Below are 24,666 nucleotides of genomic sequence, written 5' to 3'. Positions count from 1 at the left end.
CTTAATCAAAAATCACTTCAAATAGCGATTACAAACAACAAGCTATCAAATCTTGAAGTAACTCATGACATGATTGAGAAACTAAAGAACTCACTTGAATCGACTAAAAAAGCCACTTGTATAAAATCAATATTCAAAGTTTTGATTGAAGAATCATAACCGCTGAGACAGCATAGGTAGTTACAGTGTAACCACTTCTGAACTAACGCTATAAATTGATAGCTTCTTTGCGAAGCGTCCTGCTTCGATTTGCAATCATCCTTGATTTTTTGCTTGCTGTAGTTCGATGCTTTTGAGTGTGAGCTGTTCCAACAGCTCAAAAAAGTCAGGTGTAAAAGACATTGTTTAGCAGAGCGGGAATGTTTGAAAAGTGCAGATTTAGTATTACGCTGCATCCATGCAGCTACTGCTGGCAATGATGAAATTAAGTGGTTACACCGTAACCATTTAATTCCGTTTAGTTTTAGCTCTTTATCCTTTGATCTTAGTCGCTTTCTTTTAAGTTATAGTATCAACACTATTTTTGAGTACTTTTCATTAGCGTAGTCATCATGCTCTTTGCTTCATCACTAATATCAATAAGCATCAGTAATACTCTTATAAGTTCATCATAAGATTTTGCATTATACTGTTCTTTGAGTTCTTTAAGCTTCTGAAGTCTATTATTAGTAATGTTTATTGTCTTTTGTTCACTAGACCTAATCATTCGATATTTATGTGTTTTAACTAAGCTTTTAAGACGTTTAAATTCAGAATCTTGCATTCTAGTTAATAGTACGTGAATACTATACTTATCTTCTTCAGAAACGGATTTGTCAGTTCTAAGCTCGCCTCTTTTGAAGGCTCTCTCAAATTTTCTATCAGCCTGTTCTTTAAAGGCTTTTCTTAGTTCATTTGTTAAATCTTCATCATCTTTAACTTGAAATGATTCTTTCTCTATAACACTCTTAAATAAGAGATAGTTACCTTCTGTAACCTTTCTTGCTTTAGCTTGTTTGTATTTTTCTGTTTCTTCAATTTCTTTGCTCATTAATAACATCCTTAAAACGGTTACAATGTAACTAGTTATAAATTAAGTTTGCATATGCTAACTGATTTATTAAGCCACTCTTTCTTTGCGAACTAACTTAAAGTCACTATTCGACAAATAATAACTAAGCGCAGTTGTTCTATGTGTTGTCGTAGTACTTTTATGCTTGATTATTTTAAAGAATTTTTCCTCAGGACCCACGATATGTAGTATTTTCTGTGCTCTCGTTACAGCAGTGTATAGCCACCGGTAATCAATTCTTTCGCTAGCTGACAAGGCAACAATAACATCGTCAAATTGAGAACCTTGAGCTTTGTGAAGCGTCATCGCATAAGCCGGTAAGACATCAAGCATAATGTTAAAAGTAAGCTCTATCGCTCGTTTATCATCATCTAATTCAACTAACGCAAACTCTGAATCATCCTCTTCACCGGGCAACGAAATAAGCTCTCCTAAGCTGCCGTTTTGAATATCTAAGTCATAGTTGTTTTTTGTAAATAAAACAGGGTCATGCTTATAAAGAGCGACCTGCCAATTTTGCTGGTCGTGCTCTATTTGAATCTTTTCAGCATTTGCATTAAATGTTTGCTGACATAACGTATTGATATGCTCAACAAGCTTATTAGAGAACGCTACAATACGTGCGCTCTTGTTAGAGTCAGCGTAGAGCTTAGTACAGACTGTTTTGACATCGTCATAAGCAGTATCGTGAAATACAATAGCGCCTGTTGATAGTTTTTCGGGTATTTCATTATTTCTAATCGCAACACTGTACTCAGCTATGCCTGTTGAACCACAGGCTCGCTTAGCGACATCTAACTCAACAACTGCAATAACTTTTGAATTAATCACATCTTCAAGCACTTGACCAGCTCCGATAGCGGGAAGCTGGTACATATCACCTACGAGTAAAATGCGCACATTTGGCGTGACATGAGTCACGATACGATACATTGTCATCACATCAAGCATTGATGCTTCATCAATAATAATGAGTGATTTAGTATTGTCATTGATGATTTTTTTAGACTTTAAGAACTTCGCTATGGTTGAAGTTGGCATATCAATACTTTCTTTTAGTCTACTTGCAGCACGGCCTGACAGCGCCATGGCATGAATGTAGTACCCCAACTTTTTGTATGTCTCTACAACGACTTTGAGTATCGTTGTCTTGCCAGTTCCTGCACCACCAGATATGACTGAAATACTAGACTCTACAGCAGTGAATACTGCTTCTTTTTGCTTATCTAATAACTCAAATGGCAATTGAGACATCGCATAACGAGTCGCTTCTACTTCAGTATTTTCAAAAGTTTTAGACTTCGCATTTAATTTTAGAAAACGCTTGGCAATAACACGCTCTGCAATATAGTTTGATGTTGACTGATAGCAGTCATCAAACTTCACGAATGTTTTAGATGAGTGAATATTTAACGCTTTATTAGCGAGTTCACTGCCAACTAACTTCTTGAGTTCTTTTATATGCTCACTGCTTGATAAGACTAGCGTATCGCCTTTATTTTGCGCTTCTAAGAGCATGCAATGTACAGCAGCTGACAAGCGATTTTCATTGTCTTTACTTACGTTAAACTTGTCTTGAGCAATATCATCAACTTGCTCAAATGACATACCAAAATTCATGAGTAAAAATGGATTTTCTTGAATGATTTGAGCGACGTTTAAAGAATAGCTAGTGCCTCTACTTGTTTTAAGATGCGTAAGCTCTTCGAAACTTTTAAACTTAAAAATGCGCTTTTGCACATGAAGCGGTATGCGCATCTTAGTGAAGAACTCTGCATACTGTAAGTTCTTGTATCGCTCAAACCCTTCGATTAATGAGTCTATTTGTCGCTCTGTCAGTTGTCTAAGGGAGTTATCTTTTCGAACGGACTTCAGTGGCTTTGTAAGTTGTTCTTTTGCGTCATCACTTTTTAATACACTAAAGATGCTTTGCTTAAATGTATTCCAAATATCTGTCGCAATCGCCGTACCGATACCTGCGAAGCCCTTGTCGCTTGCTATAAACTCAATAAATGCATGATTAGTTACTGCATCAACAAACTCTACTTCAACATCATCCTCGATGCGATGCTCGTTAACTAAATAATTATTATCGCCTTGCATCACTTCTTTAACTTCGCCTTGCCCTCGAACTCTTAAAAACTGTCCCCTAGACGGCTCTAGCGCTATTTTTGTTGTCTCTACTTTTATGTAATACCTGTCACGAGTTGACGTTGCTAGTTGTGTTGCTGGGTCGACTTTAACAGCGGCGAAGCGGCGAAAATCAGGATTAAAGGATGCTTGCAATCTGGTTATGCGCAAGATCAATGAATAACTATTTTTTTGCACGTTGATACTCCGCTAACTCTAGATACACTTCTGAATGCTCACTGAGGCGCTCTAAATCGTCTGTGAGCGCTTCTAGCTGAGATTCTAGCTCAAGTATGCGCTGTTGAGCTTTAGCGAGCTGCTGTGACGCTCTAGCGTCCTTAAACTCATTTGCATTTAGATCTTTACACTTATCGCTAGCGTTTTCATTTTTGTCATTAGCAACTTTTGGAAGTATTTCTCTGCTTCTTAGTTTATTTTCGAACGCTTCGAGTGCTTTAACGATATCAGCGTTATCTGTTAAGTTTTTTCTGTTAATGTCAGCTAACTTAGCAACATCGACTCGCTTCAGCAGGCCAGACCGTTTCGACACAATACTAATCAAGTCAACATCAGAGACATCTTCTGTCCATTTTATGAACTTTTGATAGTTATGTTGCTTGAGCTGTACTCCGTTCAGTTTTTTTGCTGTTGTCATACTGCACTTCCTTACTACTACTGACTACTTAGTTATGTGCTTTTCTTTGATTCTGTAGATAACTTGTCGTGAAACTGAGAATTTCTTTGCAATGTTGATGACTGACTCATCTGCTTTAAGAAGTTTTACAACTTGTTTTGTCTGTTTCTGGTCAAGAGAGGGGGGCTTGCCTAGTCGCTTGCCCGCTGCTTTCGCAGCCGCTTGACCTTCGGACGTGCGTTGCTTGATTAAGTCTTTATCAAGTTCAGCAAAAGTCGCTATGATAGAGATCATTGCTTTAGAAAAAGGGTTGTCATTGCTCGTATCGATTGAGCCGTCTAGCGTCACTAATCGAGCATTTTTTTCATGAATAGCTTCAATCGACGCTAGTATTTTATTCGTTGAGCGTGCTAATCGATTCAGCTTTGTGACGTAAACGACATCATCATCTCTTATGTAATCGATGAGCTCAGCCAGTTTTTCATCGTTTTCTTGCGATGTGCCGCTTGCTTTTAGATGAAAAACTTTATTGCAAGGCACAGCGTTAAGTGCATCAAGCTGTTGCTTTAAGTCTTGCTTGTCAGTTGAAACCCTAGCGAATCCTACCTTCATAATTAAACCTAACCCTAGTTTTGGATAGCCGTAACAATACCGTTAGTTAGGTAAACATAATTTCCACCTGAATAGACCCATTGCTCTTTGCGTGCATGAGCTGTAATTGTTGAATTTACGTCATCAGGAGTCCCCCAAGATAGAGAAAGATGCATAGCCTTAGCACCAATCCATATCTTTCCTTCTTTCATTTTTAATAACTCTGAGTCAGATGGGGACAAGTCTGACAATGAAGACTGTAGTTCTTTAAGTTTTGAATCTAACAGCTTAGTTTTTGATAAACGATTGCAGTATGAAGGCCAATCCGTTTCTTTATTAAAATCATCACCATAAAGTAACTTTAAAGCACAGCCTTCGATTTTAGACGGGTCACTCTTAATGTCATTCCATATAGTTATTTCTACCCGTGACCAATTACCCATACCTAGACTGTTAAATTCATCCAGAGCTTTATCTATATTGTCATTGTCTGTTAGCTTGTGACCATAAACCCAAGCTTTACTGCCAAGTGGTGTAACTACTTGGCAAACATAGCCCTCACACATATCATATGCAAGCTTGATGTAATCGCCTTTTTTATACTGATAAACATTTTCAAGAACTGGGCTTCCTAAGTCGTATGGGGGGTAGTTATACGCCACTACGTCAAATAACGCTCTATACTTTGATTCATCTTTGGTCGTTTTAATTATTTCTGGAGTTTTTTGTTGGGGCTTATTCGTAATGCTCTCTTTAGTATCTTCTTTTGAATTAATGTCAACTAACTCACAATCCTCACTACTAACCTTTATTTCAGTAAGGTATACATTATTTTTATCATTCAAAATCCTTGATAAATTGAGACCGTTACTTTTAAAAAAGCTAAACTCATCCGTTTTGCAGTATTGATTGCGCAACATACTAAACATTTTTGAAGTTAAGTTATTCTTGTCATCATCATTCAATGCAGAAACGTCAATATTCACCCCTGTCAACTGGAGATAAACTGTGTTGCCCAAAAGCCACATTTTATCCGCACGAGTGTTAGAGTCTATCATAACTGGATAGGTTGCATTTACCTGTGAAAGCCGTAAGTTGAAGTTACTCCTTTGTTGGGCACTTAGTTCAGCCATAGCTTCAGCGCTATACAATAACCCCAGTACGATAAAAACTAAGTTAGAAAGGTATTTCATTTTAACAACATTCCTTGTCCGAAAGTTATGGTTAACGGACAATATAGGCCGCTGATGTACGATAGTCAAATTTTCTCGTAACGGACATGTCCGAAAGAAAAAAACACTATAGAACAGTTTATTTCGTGTTAGTAAAATACCATTCGAAAAACTCAGGGTAATCTTCTTTGGAGAAAACCACTGTTTGTTTTCCAAAAACTTCGACGGTGTCATAAACATACTCACTATCTATAACTATCCCTTCAATCCCCAATTTGGTGAGTAGCTTCATAATAATTTTAAAAGGAGTATCATCAACCTTTTTCGGTTTAGATGTCCTTAGCGATATGTCATGATGCTCAAGAGCGCTAATTTGACTATGCGCTTTAGATAACTCATTAACCAACAGTTTATTTTCATCCCTAAGTTTCTTTATTTCTGATTTTTTTAATAATAATTGATGTTGTGTTGAGCTTGGAGACAGCTTCTTACCTATAAGTCTTGACTCTATAATAACCCTATACTCGCCATTAGACCTTAACGTTGACGATGAAAACCTTTCACTGTAATTATTATAAATATATTCAGAAACTTTATCGCATAGTGAGGTAATCCCATCACTTTTCGAGACTTTTATTTTAGGCAAAACTTCTTGTAAAAGTTTGATTCTTCTCTCTACCAATGCAAGATTTTTTTGCTTTAAATAATCACCTTGTTTTTTTTGACTCATTACAATTTCCTTAATCAAAAAAGTCTAACTGACTTGTTGTTCCTTTGCTGTAATTATCCAAGAGCTCTTGTGCTGAACACTGCTCTAGCTCTGCCAAATATTCTAGGTTATGTAGAGTGAATTTGACCGGGTCGTATTTTATTGAACTTAAAGAACCTTTGACTTGCTCTCCACTTCTAGAGATTTTAACCGCTAAATTTCTGGCTAACCGTTCAGCTTGAATCCTTAATCTATTGCTTTGCAGGGCGGGAGCATTTTTAGTTTCTATTAATCTTGCAAGAAATTTCTCTTTAATAGAATCAGGTGGTATATACCTAATATCTGGCATAATTTTATCCTTATCTCCAATGAGAAGTGCTTTATTCTTGAGAATATAGTCATGCCTTACCTTCCATGAACTCGCTTCTAAAGTTAACTTACGAACTCTATGTTGATAAAAAGACCTATCTTCATCTGTTATATCAGGCTGTTGCATTATGGTATTTAACTCACAAACTTCTTCAACTTTACTTTTAACTAAAGCAGCAATTGCGGGTAAGTTATGCTTGGAAATAACAGCCTTAAAGCACAGGTGGCACTGTTTTTCACCAACTTCTTTTATAACTTCATCCGTACAGACATTATTTGTAGAGCAAACATGCGTCCAATTGAAAGCTAATTCATCAGGATGTATGTTTTTAATATCCTCCAACCCAGTTGAAGAGTAACTTGGTGGCAAAGAGCTAATAGCACCAAAGTCTTCGTGGAAAGAATTATTGTCAATTGATTTTTTATACTCTTCCTTTATCTTTTTAGGGTTTTCAACAGGCATCACCTCTTGTTCAATTTTGCCTTTATTTTTATATTCTCTTAATTCTGATTCTTGATCAGGGGTGTTTGTACTGTAGTAACCAATTGTTGCATCAGCCTGCCCAGTCATCATTCGGATTAAATCATTATCTTCTAATATAACATCACAAGAACTAACTAACTGAGTTCTAAGTGAGTGAATAGTATGCATAGACTTCGAATTGATAGAACTAAATTCAGTTGAGCTTACTCCATTATCATATGAAATCTTATAACTTGCATTCCTTGGTATATAACGGTTTCTTCTGAAGTGATCAAATTCTTTAGGTGAAAATTTCCTATGCCCTAAAAACAAACAAGATTTATATTCTATACCAGAATTATCAAGTGCCTTTTCGAAGACTTTTTGTAAGTCACACAGATTATAATTGACACTTGTATTTATATCAGTCGTTTGAACTAGCGGGCTTATTTTTCCGAAAACACTATCGGGATTGTTTTGATAATAGATTGGTTTTTTGAAGGAAGGGTTGTGGTTGTACGACTTAATAATTCGACACACCCTTAGTATTTGAAATATTTCATACGGAACTACACTATCTAGTCCTTCAGTTTGGACCTTATCAGTATCTATAAAAATAGTTACAGGATCACCCGCTTTCAATTGACTGTAGTCAACATGCTTATCAAATCTCTCAGAGTCTATCCACGCAGCATTTGAAGCACGCTGCCCTGCGTAACATGCAACTGCTACGATCACAAAGCGTTGATAATCGTTTATTGCCACTTCAGAATTAACATCATTCAAAGTCAGTTTCCGCATTTGAAAATCGGCTAAATCTACACCATCTATCAATAAAGGTTTCCAATCTATTTTTTGTACGGGGCGATTAACTTCTAGGTAATTACTTAAGTTGTGAGGTTTTTTAAATCTTTCTTTGTCAGAAGTGATACCTAGAAGACTAGCAGCCTCATCTATGTCTTCTAGACATTGACTGGCTTTTGTTTTATCCCCCAAGTCCAAGTACCCAGTATAAACTCTTTGCAATGTATCTAATAGCATGTACTTTGCTGTTTCTTTAATAAATATTCTAAAATAAATCCAGTATTCCAATTGAAATCTTTGCTTATTCGACTTCGAATAGCCTTTTCCTGCTTCTAGCTTGAGAGAGTTAAAAGGGTTACTTGTTATATTGAAACCTTTAAGTGTTGAATATTGATTGATAATAAAATCAAAATATAATTTAACAGTGCGTTTGATACCTCTTGATAGGTTTTTGCTTTTAACACTATCTTTACTATTTTTTTCCGCCACAATAGTAATAAAATCCACAATAGACATTGGATAAATCTTTGACGATGCTGGTTGACTTATTGAACGATCAATTACATTAGAAAACTCTACGAAAACATGCCTTTGAAACATTTCTGGAGTTGTAGGAAACTTAAAAATGGTTTTATTAGAACTAAAAAAGGAGGGGAGGTAGCCATATAGGTAGATATTAAAATAACGTAACCTTGATGATATACTTTTCCTTGTTGAGTTCTCATGTTTTACACTATTTATATAGTCTTTCTGACTATCTATCCAAAGAGATTGTTTTCCGATACTGTCAGTAGAGTAGTCGCTTAATTCAGACAAGGAAAAGCTGAAGTTACCAATCTCTATTTTTTTACTTACAGTCATAGGTGAGAAAACCATAATATTTGCGGGTAGCAATAATCCTGCAAGATTTTGTGCAGTAGTGCTTGTACTAACTGTATATCCTGACATTCCTAGAGAATTAGATTGGTAAGAGCCTCTAGAACTAACTTGATTTTTACTTACATAAAGCTCATAGTCAAAAGAGTAACTTGTCCCACAAATACTATCATAGTAAGCAAAAAAATTAGCAAAATTAGAGCAGGCTAATTTTGAATCCATGACTTCTACTCGGTGTAAAGCAAATTTTTCAACATCTAGTTTATTGAAAGAATTCATTCCAAATCTAACCATTACTGTAGCTATGTCATTGCAACTTTTTCTCCATGTATTGCTAGCTTTCAACTTTGCTTCTATATTAATCCACTTATTTTTAAGTTTAGCTTTGCTTTCCGCATAACGTTTTGGAGTAGACACATTAAGAAGCTCTATCACATCTCGAGCAAAGCAAAAAGAGAATGGAAAGCCATTCATTAGATCAAAATTATTCTTAAACGCACTAGCTATCATTAAATTACTAGGGAGAGTTACCAATCCTTTAAGTGCAGCGCTCGAAAACAAACAAAAGATAATTCTTCCAACCACCGAATAATCAACAGACGAAGAATTTGAAATAGGTATTTTAACTAACGACGCTATTCTATTCGATAGTTTTTTGTATCCATTTTTACCCTCTAGAACAGTTACAAGTTCACATAAAGTAGTTTGACTCCAACCGTCAGTACAGTTGGCGTTTAAAATTTGATAAGAAAAGTATTCATACACGTCTTTATTTTTTATAGCACTAGAGTTGCCAACAAGTGCTAAATCACTATTAAATGATTGAGAAATCAAGACGGATTCATTTTTTGAAAAAGTGCTCATATCCTTCCCTTAATTCTTGCTTTATTTATACTTATCAAAAAGATAAGCTACTTCATCCACAGTGAGTTCAGGAGAAGCTCCGAGAATAAATTCATTGGCATACTTTAGAGCTAAAGACATCAATTTCTTGTCTTTTTGAGCGTATATTTTGGTTGATTTACGGCTTGCATGCCCCATAGCAACCTGAACTGTTGACTCTGACCAACCATAACTTCCATCGGGATTTTTTATGTAATTTCTACACCACATTCCATAAAAATGTCTAAGAGAGTGAAGCGTGAATGTTTTATTCATGCCTGCTTTTCTTTGTGCCTCCTTGAACGTTGGGTTTAGTTCAGTTGAGCCAATTAATGTTTTACCAAAGGTGTTGTTTGCCAATGAAACAAAGAAAAGGGAATGCGACGAGGATTCTTGAGGTCTTTCTTCAAGTAAATACTTTTGGAGGTTCAAAAAGAATATTGATTTAAAAGGCTCAAGAAACCAGACCTTCTCTGTTTGACGTGACTTGAATGCCATACTACTAAGCTGATTCTTATCAAGAAAAGAATAGTGTTCCATTCTAAACGTTGGATCTTTAATTTTTATAGTCTCAACTTCTGGATCGATGTCTTGCATTAGTGTTTGTACTGCCTCTGACGTACGTATTCCTGTCCCTGCTAACAGTGACCAAAAACATCTATCCCTATAAGTTTTCGAGGCATTAATCGTATCCAGAAGAAATTCAACTGGGAAAGCCTTAACTTCAACGTTGCTATCTTCACCTGAAGATATTTTATGCATTTTTGATACTGAAATAGCCGCTTGTGCCATATATTTAGCTCCACCCCTTACAACATTAGCTAACATACTATTTGCCAAAATAGATTTCTTTTCACTAACCGCCAATTCACGTCGTAAAGTAGAGTTGTCCAGTAGAGTTTCAGAATCTAAATTAATATCGACCAAACCCTTATCGCTTAGATTTAGTAGTTCGGATTGAATTGTCTCGGAGTATTTTAAATACTGGTTTGCGGAAGCTATATATCTTTCCGAAGATTTTACTGATATTCCTTTGCGATTATTTTTTTTACTCGCATAACTAGCTAAGGCGTAAGGGCTATGCTTACCGTTTACTAAATATTCAGGGTATTGAGATATGATTTGATTAAGAGGTGTTTTTAATACTTCCTTTTGTAACAATTCCGATAACTCCTGCAAGTCCTCGAAAGCTAAAATATAATCGTAAAATACCTTCAAGTCATTAGCAATAGCATTGATTGTTGACTGCGGGGCTTTATCTAGTATTTTGCTCTCTAAATACTGGCTGTATTCATCAATTCTTCCTAGATTAGAGTCTATAAGTGAGTACGAGTATCGAGAACTAACAGTCTCGTATTTGATTTTTTTTGTTGTCATTTTATGGTAGACCTTGAATTCAACCCGACTTTGTCGTTATCAAAGTCTACTATAGTCCACCATTAAATCCATTACAAGGTTTCTTTTTTTGTGCGATTAACCCTTTTAAATCAATAGACTTGAATTAACTACATTCAGAAAGGAAATAAATTACACAATAGTGATTTTAGGTATAAAAAGAATAATATGCTGAATTTTAGATATGATTTTATGGTAGACTTTTATTTTTCAAATTTAAGAACTTGTGACCTCACGTCCCCCAGACGCACGCGCTACCAGGCTGCGCTATATCCCGATGTTTGGTATCTTACCGCGTTATCTTTAAAAAGCAACGCTATCCTTTTATTAATGGAATCAATTGGTTAAATCTTCTTCTATTTACCGGTTTGGTGGACGGCATTATTAGCAAATTGGTTTATAAAGTTTATTCCATCAATTAGCAGAGGGAAGTCGCTTTTATCCATGATCGGCTCACCAAGGCTTTGTGAAAAGGTTTGAAAATTTGAGTTTTGATCAACAAATACTGAACGATCTTTATCGAACACCATAATACCTTTTTCATTTGAGTTAGCCAGTATTCTATCACTATCTACAGTTTCAAAAGATTTTCCAACGCTATAGCTTTTAACGGGTAAATCACAGCTCAGCCATTGAGAAAGCAGAGTTGGTGCAACATCCATTTGATTTGTTCTTTCGCTTACGTCTTTAACCTTGATATGTGGCGTAATTAACATTGCTGGCTTCATCGATAAACTATCTGACAAGGTTTCATTGCCAATTCGTGACATGAAGACAATGTCTTGTTGTCGATTTTGTTTTTGGGCAAGCAAGAGGGCGTCTACGAATACTTGATATTGGTAATTATCTGCTTGGTCAAAATACAATACATGTAAGCCAGGTTTAATACGTTTGAAGCGCTCTACCTGAACAAATGATGAAATATCATCAATTGATTGCGTCGTAGTAAACTCTGCAGACAACCAAGTTGGTAAAGAATTTTCACGATCACCAATTTGGGTGTAGGTTGCGTTAAGTTGTGCTTGTTTCAGTGCTTGGAAAAGCACGGGTGATGTTTGTTGTGCCAATACACCTTGTTGATAAATGGTAGGCAAGCTATAGAACAAGTTAAACCAAGCACTATCAATACTTGCACTGTCTGTATGGCGCAATAACTTGGTCGTCTTTTGATTAGTGCGTTGTCCAAACTGGTTAATATTTTTCTGCGTTAAGTCATTCTTTGTTAAGACTAAGAAAACACGACTAGCATCACCACTCGTGCGACATTGCTGCGTTAACTCAGGGTACTTAGGTACGTCATGAGATAGCTTTAACGGCTCGGTGCGTCTCTCAAGGTATGCGTTCTTATCAAACAAACCATATTTCGTTAGGGTAGTTTTCGCGGTTAACGGGTAAGATAAAGGCAGAACATTATCTTGTCGTAAAATATCGTATTCAAGATTGGCATCTGCCCATATATGAATTACGTGACTAAAAACAAAAGCACCAACAAAGGTATGGATAAAATATTTAGCAAAGCGTGTTTTTTGTAGTTGCTCTAAATGCTTCCACGCATAATTAGACACCACTAACTGTACGCTTAGCGCACTTAAACACAGAACAACAGCTGTAAACCAAAACGCTCTACTATTCGCTTGTATTTGGCCATTGATCACCGCAAAAATTTGATCACTTGATGAACTATTAATGTGATAACCAAGTTGACTATAAATGTAGCCATCTAACACCAACAACATCACAAAAAGCGTAAAGACGATAGAGGCACTTGCTCTAATAAAGCGTGTATAAGGCAACAATAAGGTGATCGGGAATACAATCAGCAAAAACGCAAGAAATGTAATGAACGCCATATGACTGAACCAATTGGTGAATAAATAAACTTGACCAATTAATGACTCAGGTAGCGGCTCACTCGTTATATAGATAACAGAACAAATAATTGCGATTGCAATATTAAAAAAAGTGAACCAATGGCTCCAACTTATTAACTTTAATAGTTTTTTACTGTAATCCTTTGATACAATTGTTGCCATAAATAATACTTACGCTGATTTTATTGATTGTTTTAATGCATTAGCAAAATTTTGTGTGATTTGCGCTCGTTGAGCTTCAGGTACTTGATTTAAAATAACTTCTGTGACGGTATTACCTAAACACATAAGGGCTAAATCAGCTGTCGCAGACTCATCTGATAGTACTTTCATCAAATCATCGATAATTTTTTCTACACGTTCGTTAGAATACTTGGATACAATAGGCATAATTAAGTTTAAATAAATAGTTTAATAGCTACTAGTTTAACAAAACCAATAACGATATAACACCAGACATTTTATGAGTTTACTAATAAAAAATATTGCTTTGCATTTTATTTCAAAGCTAGACGAAAGCTCCGAAGCCAATTTACAATTTGGTCCTGACCACATCGAAGTTACTGAAAAAATTGATAACTTTGTAGATGTGCTTCACCATTTATATAATGGCAAAGGTTCTAAAGCCTACGCCAAATTCAATACTATGCCACCAGAAGGCGACAAAGTTGGTTTTGACGAACTGCTAGGACGCTATTTAGACGACGGTGAAAATTTTAACGATTTTGCAGTAAATAGTGCAGAGCGCTTGAAACAAGAGCTTGATAAATACGAGTTGGTAGAATCAGGCTACCTTGTTATTTGTCATTATGAGTTTATGGGTGGTCGCTATTTGTTTGTTGCGATCATTCCTGTTACCGAGCATTACAGTGTAGACGGTGAATTGAATATTTCGGCCGATAAACACTTAGATACCGCAAAGTTACAACTAGCTGCACGTATCGATTTATTCGATTATCAACAAAATGCTCAAACTAAATCGTATATTTCGTTTATTAAAGGGCGAGCAGGGCGCAAGGTTGCTGATTTCTTTTTGGAATTTTTACATTGTGAAGAAGGTGTAGATGCCAAAGAACAAAGTTTAACGCTTGTTCAAGCGGTTGAAGATTATGTAAGCACCAATCAGCTGAATGCCGAAGAAAAACAAAATGCCCGTAAAGAACTCTTAAGTTACTGTAAAGAACAAAAAGAGTCTGGCCAAGAAGTATCAATTAAAACGCTTGGTGAAGTATTACCTAGCGAAAGCGAAGAACAAGACTTTTATAAGTTTTGCCAAGAACAAGCCTATCCTTTAGAAGAAAACTTTCCACATGACCAAGCAGTGATTAATAAAGTCACTAAGTATTCAGGTTATGGCAATGGGATAAGCGTGAGTTTTGAGCGTAGCCACTTTGGCCAAGATGTTGTCTATAATCAAGCAGCAGACACATTGACAATACACAAAGTACCGCCAAACTTAAAAGCACAATTATTAGCTTTATTAGAAGAAAATAACAGTAAGCCGGACTCTTTTGAGTAACGCGTTACCAAGAAAAGCAAACCAATTCAATAAGATATAAAGTTTTACTTATAGGAAGATAAAATGACAACGTTAACTATTACACGCCCTGATGATTGGCACGTTCACCTTAGAGACGGCGATGTATTGAAAGACACTGTAAGCGATATTAGTCGTTATTTTGGCCGCGCTATTGTTATGCCTAATTTGGTACCGCCAGTTGTTAATGCAGAAATGGCTAAAGGTTATTTTGATCGTATTCAAGCGCAAAACCAAACAGAAAATTTCACGCCATTAATGGTGCTTTATCTTACAGACCAAACAACACCACAAGATATTATTGACGCTAAAGCGTCAGGCATTGTTTATGCTGCAAAACTATATCCAGCGGGTGCTACTACAAACTCATCTTCTGGTGTGACTGATGTTGAAAATATTGATGCGGTCGTTGCACAAATGCAAGCATGTGAAATGCCACTACTTATCCACGGTGAAGTAACCGATCACGATATTGATATTTTTGACCGTGAAAAAGTATTTATTGATACCATTTTAGCGCCACTAGTTGCTAAATACCCAGAGTTAAATGTGGTTTTAGAGCACATTACAACTAAAGATGCTGTTGAATTTGTTAAAAGTGCTGGTGATAACGTTGCCGCAACAATTACAGCGCACCATTTACTATTTAACCGTAATCACATGTTAGTCGGTGGAATTCGTCCGCATTATTTTTGCTTACCTATCTTAAAACGTAACATTCATCAACAAGCCTTGGTTGAAGCGGCAACATCAGGTAGTGAAAAATTCTTTCTAGGTACCGATTCTGCACCACATCCTCAGCATGCCAAAGAATCAGCATGTGGTTGTGCCGGAGCTTATACGGCTCATGCCGCTATTGAACTATATGCGGAAGTATTTGAACAAGAAAATAAACTTGAAAACCTTGAAGCGTTTGCAAGTTTAAATGGTCCAAAGTTTTATAACTTACCGGTAAACGAAGATAAAATTACCTTAGAAAAATCATCTTGGGATGTGCCAACTACGCTAAGCTTTGGTAGTGATGTAGTGGTGCCAATCCGCTCAGGTGAGCAAATGTTATGGCAAGTTAAAGGATAAGGAAAACTATGCAACTTTTTGTTAAAGATCTTACGGTAATCGACTTTTCTTACTTATGTGAGCAACGTGGTGTCGTTGGAGAAAGTTGGATTGTAGATGTATTGCTTGATGGCGCATTAAATGAAATGAGCATGGTGCTAGATTTTGGCATCGTTAAAAAGCAAATCAAAGCGATTATTGATGAAGCTGTTGATCACAAATTGTTGCTACCAATGCAATCTGGCAGGTTAGCTGTATCGCCATCGACTTTGCATGATGATCATGAGTTCGTAGATTTTGAAAGCCAAAACGGTGGCTATTACTTGCAATCACCAAACCAGGCATTTGCAAAAATAGATACACCACAGGTGGATATTCCATCAGTCACGGAACATTTAACTGATGTCATTAAACAAAGTTTGCCGGAAAATGTTGCAGGATTGACCATCACCTTGCGCCCTGAAGATATTAAGGGTGAGTTTTACCATTACACCCATGGTTTGAAAAAGCATGACGGTAATTGCCAACGTATAGCACACGGCCATCGTTCAACGATTGAGATTTTTGAAAATGGTGAACGTAGTCATGAGCTAGAAACACTTTGGTGTGAGCGCTGGCGAGATATTTATATTGCCAGTGAAGATGATGCCATTTCTCACGAAGATGTCCAATTATCTTCCTCAGCAAAAGAAAAAATTGACGATACCTTTGATTGTTTTGCCTACCAAGCACCACAAGGACGTTTTGATATTGCAGTAGAAAATTATCGAACAGATGTTGTTGACTGTGATTCAACGGTTGAATTGTTAGCTGATTTTATTGCTCGCCAATTAAAAAAGCAAAAAACAGAAACCGATATTACCGTAGTAGCTTATGAAGGTGTCGGTAAAGGAGCTATTGCACGTGCTTAACAACGTTATTAAGACCATTGCATTTACCGCGGTTTATTTCGTATCTCATGTTACGCTTGCTCAGGTGCAACTTGCCGGTGAAATCACCCAAGGTTCATTAATTGTCGGTAAAACACTACCTGGCAGTAAGGTGTTTATTGATGGTAAAGCATTACCTGTATCAACATTAGGTGACTTTGCGTTTGGTTTTGGCCGAGACCAAACAAAGCCCATTGCGCTTAAAGTGATTGAGCCAAATGGTGACGTTGAATCAAAAACACTGAAACCTACCGCACGAGAATACAACATTCAACGTGTTGAAGGTATTGCTAAAAAGATTATGAACCCTAACCCGAAAGCCGTTGCACGTGCAAAAAAAGATAGAGCACAGGTAAAACAGGCAAGGGCAGTTAGCTCGGAGTTAACGGCATTCTCTCAAGGCTTCATTCCACCTATTCAAGGCACAGTTACTGGCGTTTACGGTAGTCAACGTTATTACAATGGCGTACCTAAAACACCACATTATGGTCTTGATTATGCTGGGAAAACTGGCGATCCAGTTAAAGCTCCAGCAGACGGTAAAGTGACCATGTGGGTGCCAGATATGTTTTACTCTGGTGGTACTATGATCATCGATCATGGCCAAGGGATTTCATCAACATTTCTTCATTTAAGCGGTAGTCATGTCAAGGTTGGTGATCTGGTAAAACAAGGTCAAGTGGTTGCTAAAGTTGGTTCAACAGGGCGCTCAACTGGGCCACATTTAGACTGGCGTATTAATTGGCACAACGTACGATTAGACCCAGCATTGGCGCTAAAAATAACACCATTAAAATAACCATTCTTTATCTTTAACAAGCCATTAGCATCTGATGTTAATGGCTTTTTTATTTCAGTTTTACGATATTAATCAACGCTTTATACCGTGTTAACGGCATCTTTCTCTATTATCTCTATCATTATTAATACGCCAAATTCAGTGCTTAAAAGGTATAGAGATGAAAATGATGACAGGCTTTACCTTAATTGAGTTAGTTGTAACCAAGGTGACTTTTAGCATGATCGCAGCAACAAACCTTGTTCATATGAAAGCATTGATACACGGCAAAACTGACTATACATCGTCAAGTAATATCGATGGTATTGAAAACTCAGATACTGAAATGGTTACTTTAGTTTTAGGATAGCCCGAAGACAGCGAGTACGTTATTGTCGCGGCAATGGATTTGAAGATTACCAGAACGAGTATTTTTGATCCTGATACTTCACCTAATAATAACAAATGGTATTACGATATATATCGAGCCGTTGGACTGAAGTTTTCAATAACACCAGATGCTGATCTATGTGGCGTGTTGTATCAACTAGTGACAACATCTAGACCGCCAGCAATCATTATCCAGAAGGTTGATTACTGAAACTGAACGTAATACTTCATTTGTTTTCGAATGAAATGGTCCTAAACCCATATAAAACAGGCGGTATAGCATTGATTCTATTGGTTATTATGGTGAGCTACGTAAAATCTGAAACATTTTAGCTATCGTTATACGTCAGAATTTAAAAAATGGCGCTATTTTGAAACGGTAGTTTTGCGTATATTTGCGTAAAATAGATGGTTATAGATAAACGATAACCAAAAGATTGAAGAAGGATACTTAAACATGCCTTTTATTTCCGATATTTGTGAATATCGGAAATAAAGTGATTCATGTGAAAGTGCCGCATTTATGCTAGTTAAGCCTTTATAAGTTAGTTTAAATCTTATGACCAAACGCTTTTGCACATTACGTATTGTCTCAACAAAGCTTGGCTATACGAATGTTTTATCTTAAAGCATCTCTGAATTGTTTCGAATTAAAACCTAGAATCGTTTTCACATGGAATGCCGTCATTGTCACCATCCATTTTAGTGTTGGGACAATAATCGTTAAAGTATTCGGCTTCTTTTCTTGAAGTCATTTGACTGCAATATTGACGACCATCGCAACGAAACTTTTTGGTGGGCTCACTTAGTTGCTGTTGTTCTTTTGCTATTGGTTTAGCTAATTTGCTATTAAGGCTTGGTTGATACTTTATCGGTTCATTAGTTTTTACGCTAAAGCGTTCAAATACAAAACCTGTAATGACAATGATTAGTACGGAATAAATGAGCTTAGGTGAATGTTGTAATTTTGCTTTGCTAGTAGATTTGCTTTGGTCTTTAGCTTTTACACCTTCAATACGTGCATGGTTTGCCCGTCGTTTACCTTGGTCTTCTTCAACATCAAAATGAATATAGTCACCAGGTTTTGGTGCTCTGCTCATATGCTTTAATGCTGATATATGAATAAATATCTCTTGGGAAAATACATCACACTTAATAAAACCAAAGCCTTTTTCGCCATTCCATTGAGTTAATTGACCTCTAAACATCACAATCCTTGTTAATAATACTCTTTGTAATATTAACAATTAACATCAAGAAGTTTAAGGCTTGCCAGTATATTAGTTGCGTTAATAGTCAATTTTCACAATGTATTGGCTACTCGTCTTAACACCTGTATTTAGTCTATTAATAGCTGTTGTTGAGTATCTAGCTTAAGTTGCTGCTTACCAAATGCATAATTAAAACGTGCAATATCCTGTGCATACATGTCTTGAACGCGGTCATGTAGTTCTTGATCATAATACTGTGTGTAATGCTGTTTAACTGAGCTATTGAGCGAAAATATATGGCGGAGTTTTCTTAATAATAAACGCCTTGGGCTATGCGATGAGTTTTTATGAGGTAAAGTACTATCTTCAATAGTTAACTGTTTACAAACATAGTCGAAATCATCCACTAGATTTTCAAATCGTCCAATAAAATCAACCAGTTGATTGCCTTTATTGTCAAATAAGTAATCAGATTGAGGGATGATATGCCTATGCTTATCACAAAATTCATCTTCTTTAGGTAACCCCTTATAGACAAACTCTTTTAATGTCATTTGTTTATCTATTTTCTTATGTAAATACTCAGATACCAGTCGCTCCCACGGGTTTCTTACGAAGCCAAAAGTAAAATAGTTGTCAAAATCTTCTTTTGAAATATGGCCTAAGTCGTAATATTCTTCGGCGGTTAAATGGCATAAATGCGCAGGACCTATCTTTCTAACTTCATTTCTCGAGATGAATAGCTGTTCTTTTTGTTTCCAGGTAAGGCCATGTAAATCAAGAAAGAAATGTTCAATACTTTGCCCAGCGGTTTTGGGAATATGGACGAATACGCATTTATGAGTATGTGAAATCATTCTATAAGCTATCTAACGTTGTTTAATTGGATGCTAAGTGTCTTAAATGACTAATACATGACTATTTTGTTATGGTTTTTTGATACAAGTGCCCTACTTTTATTTATCTTTGACTATGTCTACCTGTTTTAACCCTGTAAACCATATAGACATTGATTACCTTTACCTTATACTGTGTCGTTAGTTAACAAAATTGATAACCAACGCTTTTTACAAACTTATTGATATAATTATCAAATACCATCGATAAGAATATTTCCGTTTCTCAATATAGAATTAAACAATGGCAGCAATCATTCCTAGACCGTTTATTGATAACCTCGAATATTTGGGTAATCCCTTCAAAGAAATTACCACTAAGTTGCCTCACCCGATCACCGAAATTGATAATGTAGAAACAGATTTAGAGTTCTGTTTAAAGTTTGTTTACAGCTACAATGGTTCTCAAGCAACTTTTAATAGTTACCGTCGTGAGATTGAACGCATTATTCAATGGGCATGGCTTATTGAGAAACGATCCATTACTACATTTGCTCGTGCAGATATCGAAGCATATATTGAATTTTGCAAAGCGCCACCAAGTCATTGGATAGGAACTAAAAACGTAGCGCGTTTTAAATCAAAAGCCGGTTTACGGGTTGTGAACCCTCAATGGCGTCCATTTGTTGTTAGCGTATCTAAATCTGAATTTAAAGCAGGTAAATCTGCTGATGTAAGTGGATTTGAATTATCTCAGGCAGCAGTTAAAGCAATGTTTACCGCACTTTCGTCCTTTTATGAGTTTTTGGTTCAAGAAGGTATTTGTGAACACAACCCGGTAGCACTTATTCGTCAAAAAAGTAAATTCATTCAAAAGGAAACACGCGCAGAAATTCGTAGGATCAGTAACTTACAATGGGAATATGTCATTGAAACGGCTGAAATGCTCGCACAGGAACACCCGGAAGAGCATGAAAGAACTTTATTTATCATGAACTGCCTATTTGCGATGTATTTACGTATTTCAGAATTAGTAGCTGACGAACGTTCAATGCCGATGATGCAAGATTTTCGTAAAGATCACGACGGAAACTGGTGGTTTCACGTGCTAGGTAAAGGTAATAAAAACCGTATAATTACCGTCAGTGATGAGATGTTAACAGCGTTAAAGCGCTACCGTTTATCACGAAAGCTCCCTGCTCTTCCTATACCGGGTGAATACGAACCACTTGTGACAAGCTTTAAAGTTAAAGGTCCGATCAGATCTACTCGGCAAATTAGAAATGTTGTGCAATCTTGCTTTAACCAAGCTTTTGAACGTATGCAAAGCCACGGCTTGGCGGATGATGCGAACGAATTGCAAGCAGCAACTGTTCACTGGTTGCGACATACGGGTATTTCTGAAGATGTTAAAACCCGACCAAGAGAACATGTTAGAGACGATGCCGGTCACGCATCGATGGCTACAACCGATCGTTATATTGACTCAGATTTACGTGAACGCCACCAATCAGGTAAGCGTAAGCGATTGAAAGATATAACATAGACTTCAATATTAAGCCTTCACACCCTTTCTATTATCAAATAACAAAATTCATCTGTTCATTCTTTTTTGCTCTCGCTTTCATCATTAAATTACGTGTAAGCAAGTGTGATGAGTAGCGAGCAACTATTCGGAAACAATGAAATCACAGCGATAGCAGATGTAAACAATCAGATTGCAACAGCAATTGAAGAGCAAAGTGTTGTCACTGAACAAATTAATGAAAATGTTAAAAATATCAGTGATATGTCCTCACATAGTGAAGTGCAAGGCACACATGCTGTTAAATTGAATACAAACCTACTCGACCGTCTAACTGATCGGCTAAACCTCGTTAGTCAGTTTAAGTAAGCTCTTCTATTTCAATGGTTTCAGGTAAAGGAGACGCCAAGGTTTCCTTATCTAAAAATCGTTTAATATATTGCTTAAGTTCAGGGCGACACGATCCGCAATTCGTACCACAGTTTAATTGACTGCCTAATGTTGTTACATCACGACAACCTTTATTTATCGCTTCTACAATATTTTTTTCTCTTACACTAAAGCAACTACACACCACTTTACCCTGCATAAATTCATCACTGGGTTGGGCAATAAGTAATGACTGAATATCAGCAAAGCTTAACGCAGCCTTGGTAAACATGTACTCAAGCCAAGAGGTATTGATCGGCTTCTGAATGTTGCTGATATCTAGATAACAAACTAATTGTTTTTGACTAAGGCACAAATGAACCTGCCTTTCATCACTACTAAAACTTAGCCATTCGCCTGTAATCGCTAGTTTTAATTGTGCTAACTCATGTTGTTGATTTTCTAAATTGGCCGCTTCAAAGGCATAAAATCCATTACCTCTTAATTTATGCCAATAGTCGCTCAATAACGAAATGTCTTGTGATGTGTAAACATGTAGGTATTGACTAAAGTCCAACGTTTCTATGGTTGCATTGGTTTGTTTAAGCTGTGGTTGGTTAGAAATCTTATCAACAATTGCAGGATATAGGTTAGTTACGTTAGCTGACGAGGCATATTGCTTGTTCCAGTGAATGGGTACGAATAGCTGACCTTGACCTACGCCTTCATCGATTTTTACCGGTAGCGTAATACTGCCATAAGAGTTAGCAATTTTAATCAGTTGGTTATTTTTTAATTGTTTCGCCTTTGCATCTTCAATGTTGATTGAAACAAAGGGTTGGTCTTGTGTCGTAAATAACTTATGCGTGTTACCCGTTCTTGTCATGGTATGCCACTGATCACGAATTCGACCACTATTAACAATGAAGTTATTATCCGTCTCTTTAAAGCCAAGCAATGGAAGCTGGGCATCAACGGCAATAAAATTAGCTTTGTGGCTTAGTGTTGAAAACTTGTGATCGTGAAATACGTTGCTACAACCTAATGGATATTGATCATTGATTGGCCATTGCATAGGTTGCAATGCATTGTATTCTTGCTCCGATAATTTGCTTAACCCTGTAATATCGAACTTTAAACCATGAGTTTTAGACACACTACTAAGCTTTGCAAACTCGGTAAAAATATCAACTGGCTGATGGTAATCAAAACCGGTGAAGCCCATTTTATTTGCGACGTCACAAATCAGTTGCCAATCATGCTTTGCATTACCTGATGACTTTCTTACTCCACGTTGGCGTGAAATACGACGCTCTGAATTTGTTACCGTACCATCTTTTTCAAGCCACCCCGTTGCCGGCAGTTTTACATCTGCAAAGGCTAAGGTATCGTTCTTTTCTACACAATCTGAAACAATAACTAGTGGACACGACTCAAGCGCTTTAATAATATTTTGGTGATCGGGCAAACTAACGGCTGGGTTAGTGGCCATTATCCACACCGCTTTAATTTTTCCTTGTTGGATCTTTGAAAACATCTCAACGGCGCTTGGACCAGCTTTCGTGGCTATCGTTGGTGATTGCCAAAAGGATTTAACCGCTTGTTGATGGTCAACATTATCAATATCTAGATGACCAGTTAATTGGTTAGCTAAGCCCCCTATTTCTCTGCCACCCATAGCATTGGGTTGACCAGTAATAGAAAAAGGCCCGGCACCTGGTTTATTAATTTTTCCCGTCGCTAAGTGGCAATTAATAATAGCGTTACATTTATCTACACCCGTATTAGATTGGTTGATGCCCATTGAATAAAAGCTTACAACTTTCGGTGAATCAGCAAATAATTGGTAGGCTTGCGTAATATCGCTTTTCTCCAACTGACAAAATGCTGATACTTTATCTAGTGTCCAAGACGAGCAGGCTTTCATCGCTGAAGCAAAGTTATTGCAATGCTGATCTATATAATTTTGATCGATCTTTTTATTATCGATTAAATATCTAAGTAACCCGTTGAAGAAACCACTGTCACTGCCAGGAGTAAGTGGTAGGTGCAGGTCAGCTAGTTGTGTCGTTGCTGTTTTTCTTGGGTCAATACTCACAACCTTAAGGTTTGGGTTGACCTCACGTGCTCGCTCTAAGCGTTGAAATAGCACGGGGTGCGTCCACGCCATATTTGAACCAATCGTAAAGAACACATCACATTGTTCAATGTCTGTGTAGTTACATGGCACAACATCTTCACCAAAAGCTCGCTTGTATGCGGCTACGGCACTACTCATACACAGGCGCGAATTTGTGTCGATATTTGCACTACCTATATAACCCTTCATCAATTTATTGGCTACATAATAGTCTTCTGTTAACAGTTGGCCCGAAACGTAAAATGCAACCGACTCAGGTCCATGTTCTTGCCGGATTTTGTTGAATTGTTCGGCAACAAAACTGGTTGCTTTATCTACGCTTACTTGCTCATTACCAATATAGGCGTGGATAAGACGTTGCTCAGGCTCCAGAGTATTTAGTAAATTGCTACCTTTGACACACAATCGGCCATAATTAGCAGGATGTGAACGACAACCATTTAAGGTATCTACATCGCGAGAGTCACCTTGCTTTGAGATATTAATATCAACGCCACAACCTACACCACAATAAGCACATGTCGTTGCTACAGTGCCTGCTGCTGGGTTAACAAGGTGACTATTTGGCAACTCAATACTCATACATCATCCTTTACGCAAGTAACTCAATAAATCCGTCATTTACACGTACCGAATACACTGCCACGCTAACATCTTCGTCTTGCAAGCATTTACCGTTAGTCAGTGAAAAATGTTGCTTGTAAAGTGGTGAAGCAACGACCGGTTCGTTTGCTACCGACCCTACAATGCCTCGATATAAGACATTCGCTTTACCAATTGGGTCAAAATTACCAATTGCATATAATTGTTGCTCATTCTGTGACACTTTAAAGATAGCTACTTGAGAGTCAGCTCCTTGACTATCAACTAATGCACATACACCAGCATCATCAAATAAATCAGTTTCAGCGCAAACACGCTGCCATTGTTGATTACTCATGACTTGCT

22 protein-coding genes are annotated in these 24,666 nt (G+C 37.0%); 8 read left to right on the top strand and 14 right to left on the bottom strand.

The genetic code is table 11. The features are described 5' to 3' along the window. Positions 1-517 precede the first annotated feature (517 nt). The 10 genes from QQK02_RS06655 to QQK02_RS06610 form a co-directional block, all read right to left on the bottom strand. On the bottom strand, positions 518-1,030 hold the full coding sequence (locus QQK02_RS06655; protein WP_284207207.1) for a hypothetical protein: 513 nt from the start codon (positions 1,028-1,030) through the stop codon (positions 518-520). 69 nt (positions 1,031-1,099) lie between these two features. Beyond that, positions 1,100-3,379, bottom strand: coding sequence for an AAA family ATPase (locus QQK02_RS06650; RefSeq protein WP_284207206.1), 2,280 nt, complete (start codon positions 3,377-3,379; stop codon positions 1,100-1,102). Continuing rightward, positions 3,366-3,836: a hypothetical protein gene (locus tag QQK02_RS06645; protein WP_284207205.1), complete on the bottom strand. Its 471-nt coding sequence runs from the start codon at positions 3,834-3,836 to the stop codon at positions 3,366-3,368. The genes QQK02_RS06650 and QQK02_RS06645 overlap by 14 nt, the downstream gene beginning before the upstream one ends. Positions 3,837-3,860: 24 nt before the next feature. Next, entirely contained in the window at positions 3,861-4,427 is a 567-nt protein-coding gene (locus tag QQK02_RS06640; RefSeq protein WP_284207204.1) for a recombinase family protein, read from the bottom strand. Positions 4,428-4,441: 14 nt separating this feature from the next. Then, a complete protein-coding gene (locus QQK02_RS06635) occupies positions 4,442-5,599 on the bottom strand; it encodes a hypothetical protein (RefSeq protein ID WP_284207203.1) in 1,158 nt (385 codons plus the stop codon). Between the two features lie 118 nt (positions 5,600-5,717). Then, positions 5,718-6,308 carry a hypothetical protein gene (locus QQK02_RS06630; protein ID WP_284207202.1) on the bottom strand — a complete coding sequence of 197 codons (591 nt, stop codon included), beginning with the start codon at positions 6,306-6,308 and terminating at the stop codon, positions 5,718-5,720. 10 nt (positions 6,309-6,318) lie between these two features. Beyond that, positions 6,319-9,663, bottom strand: a complete 3,345-nt coding sequence (locus tag QQK02_RS06625; protein ID WP_284207201.1) for a hypothetical protein — start codon at positions 9,661-9,663, stop codon at positions 6,319-6,321. A 21-nt stretch (positions 9,664-9,684) separates the two neighbouring features. Continuing rightward, on the bottom strand, positions 9,685-11,058 hold the full coding sequence (locus QQK02_RS06620) for a tyrosine-type recombinase/integrase (RefSeq protein WP_284207200.1): 1,374 nt from the start codon (positions 11,056-11,058) through the stop codon (positions 9,685-9,687). 374 nt (positions 11,059-11,432) lie between these two features. Next, positions 11,433-13,109 (bottom strand): DUF3413 domain-containing protein, encoded by a 1,677-nt coding sequence (locus tag QQK02_RS06615; protein WP_284207199.1) that lies wholly within the window; start codon positions 13,107-13,109, stop codon positions 11,433-11,435. Positions 13,110-13,118: 9 nt separating this feature from the next. Further along, on the bottom strand, positions 13,119-13,337 hold the full coding sequence (locus QQK02_RS06610; protein WP_284207198.1) for a YejL family protein: 219 nt from the start codon (positions 13,335-13,337) through the stop codon (positions 13,119-13,121). Between the two features lie 73 nt (positions 13,338-13,410). On the opposite strand from QQK02_RS06610, the gene yejK reads away from it, so the two are divergent. The 6 genes from yejK to QQK02_RS06580 all read left to right on the top strand — a co-directional run bounded on the left by yejK (position 13,411) and on the right by QQK02_RS06580 (position 17,848). Further along, positions 13,411-14,466 (top strand): nucleoid-associated protein YejK, encoded by a 1,056-nt coding sequence (gene yejK / locus QQK02_RS06605; protein WP_284207197.1) that lies wholly within the window; start codon positions 13,411-13,413, stop codon positions 14,464-14,466. Positions 14,467-14,529: 63 nt separating this feature from the next. Then, positions 14,530-15,561 carry a dihydroorotase gene (gene pyrC / locus QQK02_RS06600; protein ID WP_284207196.1) on the top strand — a complete coding sequence of 344 codons (1,032 nt, stop codon included), beginning with the start codon at positions 14,530-14,532 and terminating at the stop codon, positions 15,559-15,561. 8 nt (positions 15,562-15,569) lie between these two features. Beyond that, a complete protein-coding gene (locus QQK02_RS06595) occupies positions 15,570-16,451 on the top strand; it encodes a 6-carboxytetrahydropterin synthase (RefSeq protein ID WP_284207195.1) in 882 nt (293 codons plus the stop codon). Continuing rightward, positions 16,438-17,268, top strand: a complete 831-nt coding sequence (locus QQK02_RS06590; RefSeq protein WP_284207194.1) for a M23 family metallopeptidase — start codon at positions 16,438-16,440, stop codon at positions 17,266-17,268. Before QQK02_RS06595 ends, QQK02_RS06590 begins: the two co-directional genes overlap by 14 nt. A gap of 160 nt (positions 17,269-17,428) precedes the next feature. Continuing rightward, positions 17,429-17,617: a hypothetical protein gene (locus QQK02_RS06585; protein WP_284207193.1), complete on the top strand. Its 189-nt coding sequence runs from the start codon at positions 17,429-17,431 to the stop codon at positions 17,615-17,617. Between the two features lie 33 nt (positions 17,618-17,650). Next, on the top strand, positions 17,651-17,848 hold the full coding sequence (locus tag QQK02_RS06580) for a hypothetical protein (protein ID WP_284207192.1): 198 nt from the start codon (positions 17,651-17,653) through the stop codon (positions 17,846-17,848). A 439-nt stretch (positions 17,849-18,287) separates the two neighbouring features. Here the strand turns inward: QQK02_RS06580 and QQK02_RS06575 are convergent, their stop codons facing one another. Beyond that, positions 18,288-18,845 (bottom strand): cold shock domain-containing protein, encoded by a 558-nt coding sequence (locus QQK02_RS06575; RefSeq protein WP_284207191.1) that lies wholly within the window; start codon positions 18,843-18,845, stop codon positions 18,288-18,290. A gap of 131 nt (positions 18,846-18,976) precedes the next feature. Next, on the bottom strand, positions 18,977-19,705 hold the full coding sequence (locus QQK02_RS06570) for a sulfotransferase family protein (RefSeq protein WP_284207190.1): 729 nt from the start codon (positions 19,703-19,705) through the stop codon (positions 18,977-18,979). A 283-nt stretch (positions 19,706-19,988) separates the two neighbouring features. Here QQK02_RS06570 and QQK02_RS06565 point away from each other — a divergent pair, with 283 nt between their 5' ends. Both QQK02_RS06565 and QQK02_RS06560 read left to right on the top strand, forming a co-directional pair. After that, positions 19,989-21,230, top strand: coding sequence for a tyrosine-type recombinase/integrase (locus QQK02_RS06565; RefSeq protein WP_284207189.1), 1,242 nt, complete (start codon positions 19,989-19,991; stop codon positions 21,228-21,230). 108 nt (positions 21,231-21,338) lie between these two features. Next, entirely contained in the window at positions 21,339-21,578 is a 240-nt protein-coding gene (locus tag QQK02_RS06560) for a hypothetical protein (protein ID WP_284207188.1), read from the top strand. Here QQK02_RS06560 and QQK02_RS06555 read toward each other — a convergent pair. Together QQK02_RS06555 and nirD are read right to left on the bottom strand one after the other, a co-directional pair. Then, complete coding sequence (locus QQK02_RS06555) at positions 21,571-24,300, bottom strand: nitrate reductase (RefSeq protein ID WP_284207187.1); 2,730 nt, start codon at positions 24,298-24,300, stop codon at positions 21,571-21,573. The two genes, QQK02_RS06560 and QQK02_RS06555, sit on opposite strands and share 8 nt — an antisense overlap. 10 nt (positions 24,301-24,310) lie before the next feature. Further along, positions 24,311-24,658, bottom strand: coding sequence for a nitrite reductase small subunit NirD (gene nirD, locus QQK02_RS06550; RefSeq protein ID WP_284207186.1), 348 nt, complete (start codon positions 24,656-24,658; stop codon positions 24,311-24,313). Between the last annotated feature and the right edge of the window lie 8 nt (positions 24,659-24,666).

Source organism: Thalassotalea eurytherma, assembly GCF_030161415.1.
GTDB lineage: Bacteria > Pseudomonadota > Gammaproteobacteria > Enterobacterales > Alteromonadaceae > Thalassotalea_G > Thalassotalea_G eurytherma.
Note: the sequence above shows the minus strand (reverse complement) of the source record. Positions and strands in the feature narration are given on the sequence as shown.